Annotated in this window: 9 protein-coding genes; 3 read left to right on the top strand and 6 right to left on the bottom strand. The window is 41.9% G+C overall.

Annotation, left to right across the window (positions count from 1 at the left end; genetic code table 11):
* Positions 1-402 precede the first annotated feature (402 nt).
* A complete protein-coding gene (locus ACVS9P_RS09945; protein ID WP_452103384.1) occupies positions 403-5,094 on the bottom strand; it encodes an EAL domain-containing protein in 4,692 nt (1,563 codons plus the stop codon).
* Positions 5,095-5,312: 218 nt separating this feature from the next.
* Between ACVS9P_RS09945 and nagA the strand changes: the two genes are divergently transcribed.
* Entirely contained in the window at positions 5,313-6,458 is a 1,146-nt protein-coding gene (nagA, locus tag ACVS9P_RS09940; protein WP_452103383.1) for an N-acetylglucosamine-6-phosphate deacetylase, read from the top strand.
* Positions 6,459-6,524: 66 nt separating this feature from the next.
* On the opposite strand, the gene ACVS9P_RS09935 is transcribed toward nagA, so the two are convergent.
* Together ACVS9P_RS09935 and serC are read right to left on the bottom strand one after the other, a co-directional pair.
* Complete coding sequence (locus ACVS9P_RS09935; RefSeq protein WP_452103382.1) at positions 6,525-7,691, bottom strand: 3-phosphoglycerate dehydrogenase family protein; 1,167 nt, start codon at positions 7,689-7,691, stop codon at positions 6,525-6,527.
* A gap of 85 nt (positions 7,692-7,776) precedes the next feature.
* Positions 7,777-8,862, bottom strand: coding sequence for a 3-phosphoserine/phosphohydroxythreonine transaminase (serC, locus tag ACVS9P_RS09930; RefSeq protein ID WP_452103381.1), 1,086 nt, complete (start codon positions 8,860-8,862; stop codon positions 7,777-7,779).
* 213 nt (positions 8,863-9,075) lie between these two features.
* Here serC and ACVS9P_RS09925 point away from each other — a divergent pair, with 213 nt between their 5' ends.
* Together ACVS9P_RS09925 and ACVS9P_RS09920 are read left to right on the top strand one after the other, a co-directional pair.
* On the top strand, positions 9,076-9,855 hold the full coding sequence (locus ACVS9P_RS09925) for a YdcF family protein (RefSeq protein ID WP_452103380.1): 780 nt from the start codon (positions 9,076-9,078) through the stop codon (positions 9,853-9,855).
* A 390-nt stretch (positions 9,856-10,245) separates the two neighbouring features.
* Positions 10,246-11,631 carry a TrpB-like pyridoxal phosphate-dependent enzyme gene (locus ACVS9P_RS09920; RefSeq protein WP_452103379.1) on the top strand — a complete coding sequence of 462 codons (1,386 nt, stop codon included), beginning with the start codon at positions 10,246-10,248 and terminating at the stop codon, positions 11,629-11,631.
* 164 nt (positions 11,632-11,795) lie between these two features.
* Here the strand turns inward: ACVS9P_RS09920 and ACVS9P_RS09915 are convergent, their stop codons facing one another.
* The 3 genes from ACVS9P_RS09915 to ACVS9P_RS09905 all read right to left on the bottom strand — a co-directional run bounded on the left by ACVS9P_RS09915 (position 11,796) and on the right by ACVS9P_RS09905 (position 15,160).
* The gene (locus ACVS9P_RS09915) at positions 11,796-12,581 is read right to left on the bottom strand and encodes a serine hydrolase (RefSeq protein ID WP_452103378.1); all 786 of its coding nucleotides are present in this window, start codon (positions 12,579-12,581) and stop codon (positions 11,796-11,798) included.
* A 125-nt stretch (positions 12,582-12,706) separates the two neighbouring features.
* Complete coding sequence (locus tag ACVS9P_RS09910; protein ID WP_452103377.1) at positions 12,707-13,885, bottom strand: DUF819 family protein; 1,179 nt, start codon at positions 13,883-13,885, stop codon at positions 12,707-12,709.
* Between the two features lie 171 nt (positions 13,886-14,056).
* Complete coding sequence (locus ACVS9P_RS09905) at positions 14,057-15,160, bottom strand: dipeptide epimerase (protein WP_452103376.1); 1,104 nt, start codon at positions 15,158-15,160, stop codon at positions 14,057-14,059.
* Positions 15,161-15,164: the final 4 nt, after the last annotated feature.

The following is a 15,164-nucleotide window of genomic DNA, read 5'->3' as shown; positions in this document are numbered from 1 at the left end:
GCGGCCCTTTAAGGGAACAAGCGACTGCTTTTTTAGAAAGAATGGAACCTTCAGAGTCTATATAGCAAATAGTTACTTTTACTACTCTTATTGATCGTTTCACAAGTTTTGATGTGTCGCTCACACATTTGGTTTTAAGGAACCAACTTATAAAATTTGCGCTCTTAACGCAATCAATAAGGCAACGAAAGTTGCCAATCGGCAATTTGACCCGGCTGTCCGTATGCCTACCTTTTCCATGGAAAAGTGGTCAAAAACATTTGCGGGGAAAGACTCCGTGTAGAAATTCCACACACTTTCCACTTCCTATTATAGGAATGAAAAGGGCACTTGTCAAGAACACTTTTTTTAGTTGGGTTATTTTTTTACATAGAATTTTTTTGATTTTAATTTTCTTGACTTTTAAGAATATTTTTGTTCAAATAAATCGATAGGGATCGGCTTATTCAGTAAATAACCCTGTATTTTTTGGCAGCCAAGGTTTTTGAGAATTCGTGCCTGTTCCAAGTGTTCAACTCCCTCAGCAACGCTGCCTATTTTGAGACTTTCGCAGAAACTGATAATAAATTTAGTCAAGGACTGTGCAGATGGATTATTACTGAGTGTATTAATAAAGCCGCGATCAAACTTGAGCTCGTCTAATTTTACAGTGGATAGCATTGCAATGCCGGAATATTTGGCTCCAAAATCGTCCAGCGCAATCCGAAACCCTTCTTTTTGTAAATTCTTGCCGATTTCCGTGATCGTACTGGAATTAATGTTTCCGAACGATTCCGTTATTTCAATCATAATTTGTTGCGGATTAACTTCATATTCTTTACAAATATTTTTGAGAGTAGGAATCAAATCCATCTGCAGCAGTGTGGTCCGAGAAAAATTGAGGGAAATTCCAATTAAACGGCGCCCTTTTTCTTTCCACTGCTTTAATGTTTCACAGACCGTACGAAATACATAGAAGTCAATGTAATGAACTAAATGACTTTTTTCCAGAAGAGGAATAAACTTATTGGGGGAAATCACTCCAAATTTAGGGTGAATATAGCGAATCAACGCTTCAGCTCCGCAGATTGTGCCGTCAGAAAGGGTTGCCTGCGGCTGAAGAAAAACATGAAACATCTTTTTTTCAAGTGCTTTCTGAAGCCATTGATAAGCTAATGATGGATGGAAAGCTGCTGCTTCTTCCGTTTGCCCCAGGTGATACGATTGATTCTTTTTAGAAATGATTTGATCTTCTGCAGTTGAAACAAGATTTTCAATATGAATATTATAGCTTTCCCAGACGCATCCCATATTTACGAAGCAAGAAAAACTTTTTTGAAAAATATTTTCTGCGCAGGAAGAAATTTTGGTAAAGCGGTCATTGGAAATATCTTCATACAAAACTAAAAATTCATCCTTAGAAAGGCGAAAAATTTTGGATTCTTTAAAGCATTCTGAGATTTTTTCAGAAACCTTTTTAACGAGACGATCGCCAAGAGAGATTCCGCATTGAATGTAATACTGCTTTAGATCTTTGATGATAATACAGACAATTCCAACAGAAGAAAGAGTTTCCTGGTCAATGGATAAAAGATAGCGATAATAGTCATCCCAATTTGAAAAGCCAGTAACCGCGTCATGATACATTGCATAGTCCTGATTTTTCTGAATACGGTTGCAAAAAAGCCGATAATTAAAAAATGAAACCAGAGATTGTATCAAGTTAAAATTTAATAGGTGAGCGGAAGGGTTTAAAATACAAAGGTAAGAGATGATTTTTGATTGATTCAGCCGAAAAGGAAGAATACAAATAAAATGGATCCCTAATTGGTGAAAGGAAGCATAGCATTCCGGAGATTGCGCGTAAAGTCCTGTTAGATTGTTCATGCAGTAAGGAACTGCTTTTTCCAACCCAGAAAGCCATTTTACGATAGCTGTCATTTGCTGAGCAGAAAAAATATTGGAATAGGAGGGCTCATCGTCACAAAACCATTCAATAAAGTTAGCAACCTGAAAATTCTTTTCAGAAATTTCCAAATAACAGGTGTGCATTGCACGGTAATAGGACGCAAGGTCTTTTAAAGCCGTACGAATTGCTTTAGAAAGAGGTTCAATTTCTTGAAATTCTTTTGCAATTTTGAAAATGGTGCTTTGTCCAGAATTAAAATCAGATAAAATTTGAAAATCATTTTTGCGTGCACTTATCAGACATAAATAAGCTATTTGTCCATTCCATGTAATTGACTTAAAGTGAACATAAAACTGTCGCTGGATTTTTCCAATCAGACGTTTTGTAATAGCGGTACGGTTCTCTTCCTTTTCTTGTAGCAGACAAGGGGTACATGGCTCTTTGCGGCCATAAAAAAATTCGTAACAGGTGCAATCGGCAAAATTAATGGATTGTTTATCAAAAAGAGACTTTGCCTTTGTATTGAGGAAAAGAATTTTGTAGGATTCAGGATTAATAATAATTGCAGGAAGCCCCATATCCTCCACAATCGCTTTGTGCAGCGGATTTTCCCGTCCATAATAAGAAGTTAGACCTTTTTTCATGGAGTCCTCGGGAGTATATAGGTGATATCCATTTTTTCCATTGCGCTTTGCGTGATACATTGCAGTATCTGCATGTTCGAATAATGTTTCAAAATTCACTTCTTGAGACATGGATATTGCGATTCCAATCGAGCACGAAATATAAAGGCGATTTTTTTTGCTTTTGCCTTCTGGGGCTTTGTTCAACAGTCTGCAAAAAAGCTCTGCCTTTTTACAGACTGTTTGGGTAGAATCAATCTCCCGAAAAAAGATAATAAATTCATCTCCGCCAAATCTTCCTAAAATTGTTTGTGATTCAAAATTGGAGCGGATAGAACGCGAAATTTCTGTTAAGACCTTATCTCCATAAAGGTGGCCTAATGTGTCGTTAATATTTTTAAAATTATCCAGATCTATCATCATCAGAGCGCAAAGACGATTGTGGTGTTTTGAACTGAGGGATTCTTCAATTAAAGCGATCGCCGTATCTTTTAAATAGAATCCGGTCATTACATCGTGTTCTGCACGCTCACGAAGTGCAAGTTCTGCCTTTTTATTTTCATCAATATTTTCAACGTAAAAAAATCCCAAAAGATCATTTGAGTGCTCATTTTTTGCTAAATTAATGGTGATCTTTGCCCAGAAGATCTTTCCATTGGAATTTACACGCTGATATTCATAAGAAACGGCAGTCGATCCGGTATTAAAAAGTTTTTGAAGGGATTCTTTGCTGAAAGTTTGCAAAATTTGTTGGTGCCCATCTGAAGTCAGGGCACGGGAGGCGCTATCTGCGATCAGCTCATCATAAGTCTTGGCATGGCTCAGTTCATTGATCATGGTGTCTTCTACCTGATAGCTGGTAACCTGATTTTGAGTCAAATCGATTCGGTAAGAAACAAATCGGTTACGGTTAATCATATCACGGTAAATTTCTTCCCGGTGGTATTGCTGTAAGGTATCCATTTGATCAGAGACGTTTTCTGAGATTGCAATCGCATGAACCGGCTTCCCGGAATCATCAAAGATATTAGTATATGTAACCCGTTTCCATTGATAAATTCCGTTTCCCATAAGAGCACGATAAGTAGCTGTGGCGGTTTTTTTGCCGGAATGAACATCACGATAAAGCTGCCGTACCGTTTTAATACTGTCCGGATGGATATGACCATTTTTGATCTCCTGTTCGGGAACATTTTCAATTCTTTTCGGATGTGCCTGCCCAGAAATGGACAAGTCGATTAACATAATTGACTTGCTTGCAAGATCATAATCCCAAATTGTGGCATCAATTTGATTTAAAGCGATACGGAGCTGTTCTTCACTGATTTTTAGTTGATTTTCTGCGAGCTTCTGTTTGGTGATATCATATTCAATGCAGCTGATAATATGTTCCCCTTTGCTCAAAGAGATCCCGCAGCTGCAGAAAAGCCAGAGAATTTTTTCATCTCTCGTGATGATCCGAAGAGAAAAGGTTGCGGAAGGATGTTTCGCTGGGTCGAGACCCATGATGATGGATTCAACCTTTTTTAGATCATTTGGTTCAATAAATCCAGAAATTTCATTATGATATTCGGACTTTGCCTGTTCTCGAGTACAATTTCGAAGCGTAAAAAACTGATCATTGGCATAAATGAGCCGAAAAGGCATTTTCGCTTTAAATTGAAAATAAGAGCTAGGACAAACTGAAAGAATGGCATTGGCTTTAAAGAGATCGTCTGTCATATTTAATTTGTTTAAAATGATTTTAGACAGATACGAAAAATTCGAAAACAGATGAGAACCTTCATGAAGGTTCTTAGGGTTTATCACACAAAGAAAGCCGTAGTTTTGGTTATCCAAAATAAAGAATGCAAAAATTAAGCTTTGAACATGCCATTTTTTAAGAAAAGTAATTTCGTTTGGCAAAAGATCGTCCATCGAGTCGATATCTGAGACTACGAATACTTGCTTTTGACATAAAATGATTTTTTGATATGTTTTTAGGGAAAAAATATGATGAATATGATTTTCCCGCAGCTCCTCTTTTCCCCAAAGGTAAGACTGCAAAACATTGCCGCTTTTTTTATCGATTTCTCCAGTAAAACTAAAACCAGCTTTATAGTAGCGCCTCAGTGCTTTTAAAAGCTGCTGAATCGTAGAAGTAGAATCGATATCTTTCTGTTTATTCACATGGTCAATGTAAGATATAATTTCATTTTTGGAATTTGTTTGTGTATCAAGGACAGTTTCTAGGGAGCTTGACTTTGAAAGGCCCAAAGTTATCATCAAACGGTAAGGTTTGCCTTTAAAGGATACGATCTGGTCTTGCATCAAAAAGTGGCGGCCAAGGTATTGATTATCATATTTCCAGACAGAAAAAGGATCATCTTCTGAGGGCATATGCGCGCAAAGAGTACAGGGGCTTGTGCGTCCTGCAAAGACCTCATAGCATTTTTTAGAATGGTATTCTTTTTCTGAGACATGGAAAATTTTACAACTGTAAGCATTCATAAATTCAATTTCATAAGTATCTGGGTCACAGAGGTAAATAATTTCATCTAATTCGTTTAATATCCGCAGTGAGGAATCAGATATTTCTTTCATATGACTGGTTACCCCTTTTCGATCAAACTCCACAACCGTTACTTAATTTCATTATAGCCTCGAGATAGGGAGAAATCAATTTAGAAAACATAAAATACATTATACCACCAATTTTGGTATGGTGTAAAAATAAAAGGAAGGATACAACTTTTGCGCTAAAAAATTCAAAAAAGTAATTTTTATGATAAAATAGAAGAAAAAAGAGAGGGTACGGGAAAATGGTCTTAAAAAATGGTGAGTTCTTTACAGAGGATTTTTCAATCGTTAAGGGAGATATCGAGTTTCAAAACGGAATCATCACGAATATTGGAAAGTCGTTGGAAGGAGAGAAAATAGACTGCAACGGATGCCTGATCGCCCCTGGATTTATTGATCTGCATGTTCACGGCTGCGGCGGCTATGATGTGAGTGACAAGGACTCTCAAAGCGTGACAAAAATGGCACATTGGCTGGCTCAACATGGGATTGTCGCTTTTTGTTCTGCTACCATGACGATGCCGCATTCATCAATTTTAAACGCTCTGCAGAAAATTAAAAGAACAATGGATTTGCCGCAGGAAGATGGTGCCCAAGTTTTGGGCGCCTATTTGGAGGGCCCTTTTATCAGTCCAAACAAAAAAGGAATGCAGCAGGAAGAAAATATTAAAACACCGGACTTTTCCCTTTTTAGAGAATATTGGGAGGCTTCCGGCCATTCGATTCGAATGGTTTGCCTTGCGCCCGAAGAACCAGGGGCCAAACAGTTTGCTGCTTTTGTACAGAATTTCTGTTCGCTCAGTATTGCGCATTCGGCTGCTGATTATGAAGAGGCAAAAGAAGCGTTCTCATGGGGGATCCATCATGTGACGCACCTTTTTAACGGGATGAATGAATTTCATCACAGAGCACCGGGAGTGGTTGGTGCCGTGTGGGATACCCCAAATGTTACAGCGGAATTGATTTGTGACGGCATTCATATTCATCCTTCTGCATTGCGGGCGGCATTTCGCCTTCTCGAGAAAGGGCAAAGCTGCGTGATCAGTGACAGTATGTGTGCAGCGGGCATGCCGGATGGAACTTATGAATTTGGCGGGCAGAAGGTAATCGTTAAAGAACATAGAGCGGTACTTTTGGATGGAACTTTAGCAGGTTCTGTTACGAATTTATTGGAAGAAGTGCAGAACCTAATTCGATTCGGAATCCCGCTTTCTCAGATTATTCGAAGTGTAACAATTAACCCGGCCTCTGTACTTGGAGAAGATCAGAAACGTGGCAGTATTCAAATTGGAAAACGTGCTGATTTTACCATTCTAAAGAAAGCAGGATTTTCACTTGCGTATACAATTTGTAATGGGAATATTGTAGCTTCTTCCTTTGATACATAAAAAATCCGCAAAATCTTCTGTAGAAAAGATTCTGCGGATCCCCAAAATAAGTTTTTAAATGTTTATTTATTTAATTACCCGTGCGCGAATGACTTCGTCCAAAGACTGTAGCTTTTGTGCAGCTTCATTAGCAATATCACCGGTAACATCGACAATCGTGTAGGCGTATTCTTTTCTGGATTTGGACTGCATATTCTCAATATTAATTCCCATATTGGCCAGGATCCCAGAAAAACGGCTGATCGTATTTGGCATATTGCGGTGCAGAACGCAGATACGCTGTGTACTCTTATCCCGCGCCATGGAAACCATCGGCATGTTGACACTGTTGTGGATATTTCCGTTTTCCAGATAATCACGCAGTTCGTTTGCTGCCATACGTGCGCAGTTATCTTCGCTTTCCGGCGTGGAAGCTCCCAAATGGGGAATTGCAATAATTCCATCGACATTAATCATCTCATCATTTGGAAAGTCTGTAGCATAAGAAGCAACTTTTCCGGATTTTATGCCTTCTAAAATAGAATCGGAATCAACAAGTCCGCCGCGGGCAAAGTTCAAAATACGAACATGGTTTTTCATTTTGGAGATTGCTTCTTTGCAGATCATGCCTTTGGTGTCCGGCGTCTGAGGAACATGGATGGTAATGTAATCACAGTTTGCCCAGATGTCATCGAGTGTCTGTGCATGATGAATGGAGCGGGAAAGTCCCCATGCGGCATCTACCGAAAGATAAGGATCATAACCGTAGACTTCCATACCCAGTGATTTGGCGGCATTGGCAACAAGAACACCGATTGCACCCAGACCAATTACTCCAAGTGCTTTTCCTTTGATTTCGGGACCAACAAACTGGGACTTGCCTTTTTCAATCAGCTTCGGTACTTCAGCACCCTTTCCTTTGAGTGTTTTGCACCATTCGGCGGCAGGAACAATCCGACGGGAAGAAAGAAGCAGTCCGCAGAGGACCAGCTCTTTTACTGCGTTAGCGTTTGCACCAGGCGTGTTGAAAACGACAATTCCTTTTTCACTGCATTTATCCAGTGGAATATTATTGACGCCGGCTCCTGCGCGGGCGATTGCCAAAAGCTTTTGGGGCAGGTCCATTTCCAGCATATTGGCGGAACGAACCATAATAGCATCCGGATTCTGGACTTCTTCGCCGACGGTATAGTTGTCGGTAAAGCGCTCGGTTCCGGCCTTGGAAATTTTATTAAGATATTGAATCTGATACATAAGAAAATCACAGCTCCTGATTCTTTATTTCATTTAAGAAGGCGCCTTCCTGTTTCAGAAAGTGCGCCTTCGTTGTTATTGGTAATTAGCCGTTTGCCTTTTCAAATTTTTTCATGAAATCGACCAGCGTCTCAACGCCCTTATAAGGCATTGCATTATAAATGGAAGCACGCATACCACCAACGGTACGATGACCCTTGAGGTTAACCATACCGGCATCAGCTGCTTCGGCGACAAATTTGGCATTGAGATCGTCATTGCCCGTTACGAATGGAACATTCATCAGGCTGCGGTCTTCCGGAACAACAGTGCCGCGGAAAAGCTTGCTGCTGTCGAGAAAATCATAAAGCAGTTTTGCTTTCTTTTCATTGAGGGCCTTCATGTTTTCAAGGCCGCCAATCGTATTCTTAATCCACTCAAGAACAAGCTCACAGATATAAATCGTGTAGCAGGGCGGAGTATTAAACATGCTTCCGCCATCTACATGTGTCTTGTAATTAAGCATGGTTGGGGTCTTTTCCATCGCGTGTCCGACGAGATCTTCGCGGACAATTACGATTGTAAGGCCTGCAGGAGCAAGGTTCTTCTGCGCGCCTGCAAAAACCAGACCGAACTTGCTGATGTCAATCGGCTCACTGCAGATGCAGGAGGAGATATCGGCGACCAGCGGAACGGAACCGGTAACGGGAAGTGTATGATATTTTGTGCCGTAAATGGTATTATTCATGCAGATATAAAAATAATCTGCATCAGGGGTGAAAGTAGAAGGATCCAACTTCGGAATATAGGTGAAAGTTTTATCCTTGGAGCTTGCAATCGCCTTTGCATCACCATAGCGGGCAGCTTCTTTATAAGCTTTTGTAGCCCACTGGCCGGTCAGAACATAATCTGCTTTTCCAGAACCTGTCATCAGGTTGAAAGGAACCATAGCAAACTGTGTGGAGCCGCCGCCCTGTAGGAACAGCACTTTATAATTGTCCGGAATATTCATGACTTCACGGAGGAGACTCTCCGCACTGTCGATGATGCTCTGGAAGGTTTTAGATCGATGAGACATCTCCATCACTGACTGACCGCAGCCCTTGTAATCCATCATTTCATCGGCTGCGCGGCGGAGAACTTCCTCAGGGAGCATGGAAGGACCAGCGGAAAAGTTATACACGCGTTTCATGTCTTTGTCTACCTCCAATGTGTCAAAATAAAGATTTTCGCACATAAATGCGATAAACTCAATTATACTGGTTTTGTCTGTGAATAGCAAGTTGTTGCAGAGTGTTTTTTTGGAGAAAAATGAGAGTACAGATACTGTTTTTTATTATAATTGCTGTGTTATACTAAATATTAAACAAAATAATAAGCTTAAAAAGGAATTTATAGGGACCAAATGAAAAAGAATAAACTTGAACGAATTACTCGCTTGGGATTAGGCGTCGTTTTTTCAGCGCTTGCAGTTTTGATGATAATCCCGCTTTTGTTTCGCACATGGAATGCAGGGAGCCTGTGCTTCCTGGCACTTGGAATGGTTGGACTAGCAGTTTGTATTTTCTGGGGAAAAGTGTTCCAATTTGTCTGTGCCAAAAGAAAAAGACGTATCCTATTTTATGGATTGCTCGGTCTCTTTGCTACCGGAATCTGTTGGTGTATCGCGTTAAGCTTTTTTATTAGCAGAGCAGAACCCGAGATTCCCACAGAAAAAGAAAATTTGCCCGTTCTAATTCTTGGCAGTAAAGTCGACGGTACAGAACCGAGCGCAGATTTACAAAAGCGTATTGATACAGCAGCAGACTGGCTTTTGTCTCATCCAAACTCGATTGCAGTTGCCTGCGGCGGGCAAGGAACCGGAGAAGAAGTTACGGAAGCCGAAGTGATCAGAGAGAAATTACTTCAAAAAGGAATAGAGCCGGATCGGATTCTTTTGGAAAATCGATCGGTTAATACGGAGCAAAATCTTTTCTATGCCCAAAAAGTGCTTTTAGAAAACAATCTTCCTAATAAAGAAGTTTTGCTCCTTACGGATGATTATCATCTGTACCGTGCACTTTTGATTGCAAAACAAAATGGGTTTACGGCATGGGGGATCGGCACTTCTACGCCACCATGGATTTTTCCGGCACTCTTTGCAAGAGAACTGTTTGCAGTGACGAAATATTTTGTGCTTGGATAGTTTTAAGAATTTAAAAATAATTCTTGACATGACTACTTTGCAGTGCTAAACTGATGCCAATAAACCGATGAGGAAGGGTAAGTAAGCCTTATTAAGATCTTGTTTCAGAAAGCCGCTGATGATGGGAATGCGGTACGGATCATAAGGACTGAATGGCCTTCTGAGGGCAAACCGAACAAAATAGTAGGGGAGCCGGAGTCAGAATCTCCGTTAAAAAAATTCAGCATATTTTTGTATGCGTTGAGTGGGTATTGAAAAATACCAAGCTGGGTGGTACCGCAGAAGTGATGATCTAAGCACTTTCTGTCCCTGCAAAATTTGCAGGGGTGGAGAGTGCTTTTTTATATCTATCATCTGTCCCTGCAGAAAAATTTGAAAGGAGCAAACGTCATGAAAGAGCAAAAGATTCCCTACAAAATTTATTTAAAGGAAGATCAAATTCCGAAGGCTTGGTATAATGTGCGGGCAGATATGAAAAAGAAGCCCGCCCCGCTTCTGAATCCGGGGACGCACCAGCCGATGAAGGCGGAAGAATTGGAACATGTTTTCTGCAAAGATCTGGTTTCTCAGGAACTTGATAACGATGATCCCTACATCCCGATTCCACAGGGGATTCAGGACTTTTATAAGATGTATCGTCCATCTCCTTTGGTACGTGCCTATTGTCTGGAAGAAAAACTTCAGACGCCGGCAAAGATCTATTATAAATTTGAAGGAAACAATACTTCCGGTTCCCATAAACTGAATTCCGCAATCGCACAGGCTTACTACGCAAAAAAACAGGGCCTAAAGGGCGTTACAACAGAAACAGGAGCCGGTCAGTGGGGCACCGCTCTTTCAATGGCCTGTGCTTATCTTGACCTTGACTGTAAAGTTTATATGGTAAAGGTCAGCTATGAGCAGAAACCATTCCGCAGGGAAGTCATGAGAACTTATGGAGCTTCGGTGACACCCAGTCCTTCTATGGATACAGCGGTAGGCAGAAAAATTTTGCAGGAACACCCGGGAACGACCGGTAGCCTCGGCTGTGCAATCTCTGAAGCGGTCGAATATGCGACAACTCATGAAGGCTACCGCTATGTGCTCGGGTCGGTGCTGAATCAGGTTCTGCTCCACCAGTCGGTGATCGGCTTGGAGACAAAAACAGCGATGGATGAGTATGGAATTGTTCCGGATGTGATTATTGGCTGCGCAGGCGGCGGTTCAAACTTGGGAGGTCTTATTTCGCCCTTTATGGGAGAAAAGCTCCGCGGAGAAAAAGATTATCAGTTTATTGCGGTGGAACCAGCCTCCTGTCCTTCCTTTACCAGAGGAAAGTTTGCTTATGATTTCTGCGATACCGGAATGGTTTGTCCGCTTGCCAAAATGTATACGCTGGGCAGTAATTTTATTCCGAGCCCGAATCATGCGGGTGGTCTTCGGTATCATGGAATGAGCCCGATCCTTTCACAGTTGTATCATGAGGGCTTGATCGAGGCGCGAACGGTTGAACAGACATCCGTTTTTGAAGCGGCAGAACAATTTGCCCGCGTTGAAGGAATTTTGCCTGCCCCGGAATCCAGTCATGCAATCAAGATAGCCATTGACGAAGCGCTAAAATGCAAAGAAACCGGTGAAGAAAAAACGATTCTTTTCGGTCTGACTGGTACCGGATATTTTGATATGGTTGCTTATGAGCAGTTTAATGACGGCAAAATGGGTGATTCGATTCCTACCGATCAAGATCTGCAGAAAGGATTCTCCAGAATTCCGCAGTTTCCAGGGAATGAACTTTAATTGAGAATCATTCCAACTTATTTGTGATAAAAATTAAAAGAGTGAGAAGTTCCATTTGGAAGCTTCTCACTCTTTTTTATTCTATCAGGGACTTTAAAAAATTAGTTTACATAACTAAAAAGTTGTACATATAAAATGAAAGTAACTGCAACTGAGGATAGCTTTCAGCATAGGGCATGGTAAACGATCCATGAAATTTTGCCGATTGCTTCTCTGCCGTCTTTATTGGTAGGCATTTCGTTTGTCAGCACAACTAAAATGTAGGGATGCTTGGGGAAAAGAAAGATTCCGCCGTCGTTTTCCAAACAATCGAGATCCCCGTATTTATGGGCGATTACAACGGATTCCGGGAGATAGAGCTGCAGCCGGCCGGACTGCTGCTGCTGTTTTAAAATATCCAGCATCATTTTAGAAGATTCCTCGTCAATACAGGTACCTTCATAAATACTTTTCAAAACATCCTTAATGTCTTCGGCACAGATATAATTGTCATGACCAGCTTCTTTGGCTTTGCTGTCCATCATTTTACGCCCTAAGTGTGCTTGCTTGAGGTGCATGGCTTGTGCTATTTGATTGATGGATTCCATGCCAAGAAAATCAATTAAGATATTGGTTGCTTCATTGTCGCTGATAATAATCATCAGCGTGAGGAGTTCTTTAAGGGTGAAGGAGTGTCCGGGTTCTAATTCTTTTAAGATGCCGTCGCCGCTTGTTTTCATTTGAGCGGTTACCGTAATCCTATTTTCCAGAGAAGTTTCCCCTATATGAACACGGCGCATAAGTTCTGTCATGATTACCAGCTTGATTGTGCTTGCAGAAAGCATCTTTTTTTCTCCGTCGATTGAAAAACCAGATTTTTCATTCAAATCATAAAAGGAGACTGCAATGTTTCCATTTTGTGTTTTGATAAAGGCTTTGATTTCCTTTTTAAGTAGTTCCTGCGCAGTCATCTGAGTGACTCCTCCTTTCTGTGTGACTTTTATAAAGGTTTTGCCGGACAGAGAAACACCCTTTACTGAGTGAACCGTAAAGGGCGTTTCTTATTACAAAATCAAATGGTATTTTGCTAAAAACGTTAAGCCATAAGATGCAAAACTGCACCGGCACCTAAGCCGCAGAAATTGCCGACTGCAGCGCCGAGAACGCCCATCAAAACACCGATGCCGGCATAAGACGGGTCATATGCAGAGGCAACAATTGGCGCAGACGCAGGGCCTCCGATGTTGGCGAGAGAGGCTGTGGAAACCATGCACAGATCCCAATGAAATGCTTTGGAAAGCAGGAACATGAGAACCACATGCACAACCAAAATGAAAACGCCATAGACGACCCACATTGGAGCGGAGAGCAGATCTACAATCGAAGCGGTAGAAGCCAAAAGGGAAACAACGGTATACAAGTAAACGTTGGAGAGCTCTTCTACGGCAGGCAGTCTGCCAAGAGGAGTGAGGGCACAAACGAGGCCTAAAATCGTGACAAATAAAGTGGTTAAGGTACCTTTATCAAACATCCCCAACCCTACGGATTTTAAAGCGCCGTTGAGTGAGGTACCGACTACCTGAGAAAATGCCGAGACCACCAAAGATAAGCCGATTAGGAAAAGCCAATCACTGGCATTTGCATTCTTTTTGCTTTTTGCGACTTCCTCATTTGCGGCGTCGGCAACGGCCTGAAGTTTGGAAGTGTCCGCTTTGACCGCATTATTCCATTTGTTGGCATAATTAACGGCCAGCAAAAGAAGTGCAATCCAGACAGAATAGCAAACTGTATCCAGAGCCAGGGCACAGCTGTAAGCACCGGCATCTACCGGCAGAGCGGCCTGCATAGCCGCCATGTTTGCGGAGCCGCCGACCCAGGAAGCGTACAGCGATGCGACAGCGCCCCATGTATCACTGCCGAGCATGCCCTTAAAAATTGGGTAGCCGACAACAAATCCGACGAACAAAGTTATGGAGCAGCCAAAGAAGATGGCCACCATGCGGCCGCCAAGTTTTGCAAGCTTACGAAAATCGCAGCGCAGCAGCATGACGAAGATCATAGCATACAGCAAATTGTTCTTTAAAGCCGAATAGGTTGCGGTACAAGCATCGGATTTGTAGAGCCCCATGGTGCAGAATACCATGTTGAGCACGTAAATCCAAACAAGTGGCGGAACGTAATTAAAGACTTTCCATTTGCCGTATTTTTGCGCAGCCAATAAAGCACCAGCGATAAACATTAAAAATGCTATGTAAGTGAAGCCGTCTGTAATCATTTTTTTCTCCCCTTTATCATCGTTTTAGTTTTAGGAATAAGAAGCAAATATGGTTTAGTTATCAAACCATACGCACAGGGTTTTGAACAAAGCGCTGAGACTTTCAATGTAATTTTAACACCTAAGATACTCCTCCTTTCGCAATTTTATTAGTCTCCATGCAGTTCAAAATCAATTGGTTCTTTCATTAAGATAGCGCAGACCTTTGATTCCTTTGATCCCCAACCCCGGCTCATTAGAGACAGTGATGTCTTTTTCATCAAATACAGCGCCGCCAAGGATAGGATCTTCGCTGCAGAGGACGGGGCCGTCAAGATCGATCTTGGTAATGATTTTCTTTGCGCAGGCAAGATGAATCGCGGCATTTACACTGATCTTTGCTTCCAGCATGCAGCCGATCATGCACTCTACGCCATACACTTCGGCCGCCGAGGCGATTTTTAGCGCGTTATAGATGCCGCCGCATTTCATCAGTTTGATATTGACAAGATCCGCAGCCCCCATCTGCATGATCTTAAGTGCATCTGCGGGAGAAAAGACGCTTTCATCTGCCAGAACCGGTACATAGGAACGGTCTGTGACATATTTAAGGCCTTCAAAGTCGAGCGCCTTAACCGGCTGTTCTACAAATTCAATATCCAGCCCTTTATCCTGCATTTCATTTAAAATCCGTACAGCCTGTTTTGGACTCCATGCCTGATTTGCATCGATACGGATGCAGGTTTTATTTCCAACCGCTTTGCGTACGGCCATTAGGCGCTCCACATCGAGAGAAGGATTGGCGCCTACTTTGATTTTTAAGGTGTCGTAGCCGCGCTCAATAGCATTTATCGCATCTCTTGCCATTTCTTCTGGATCGTTTACGCTGATGGTAATATCGGTTACGAGCTTGTTCCGGCTGCCGCCCAGAAGCTTATAAACGGGAATCTTGTAAAGCTGCCCGTAAAGATCCCATAGCGCCATATCGGCGGCTGCTTTAGCACTGGTGTTTTTTACAATGCAATTGTTTAGTGCCTTTAAGTTATCCTCCAGGTTGTCAATATCACGGCCCATCAGTATTTTAATGATGTGGTCTTTCATGGCCCCAATAATTGCGCCGGTCGTGTCGCCTGTGATGACGCCGGTCGGTGGTGCTTCGCCATATCCTACAGCACCGGTATCGGTGTGAATCTCCATGATGACGTCTTCTACGCTGTTGACAGAGCGCAGTGCTGTTTTAAATGGGACCCGCAGGGGAACGGAAAGAATGCCTAATTTCACTTCGGTAATTTTCATATAA

The sequence above is a fragment of the Caproicibacterium sp. NSD3 genome (genome assembly GCF_053613275.1).
This window is presented reverse-complemented; position numbering and strand designations above follow the sequence as displayed.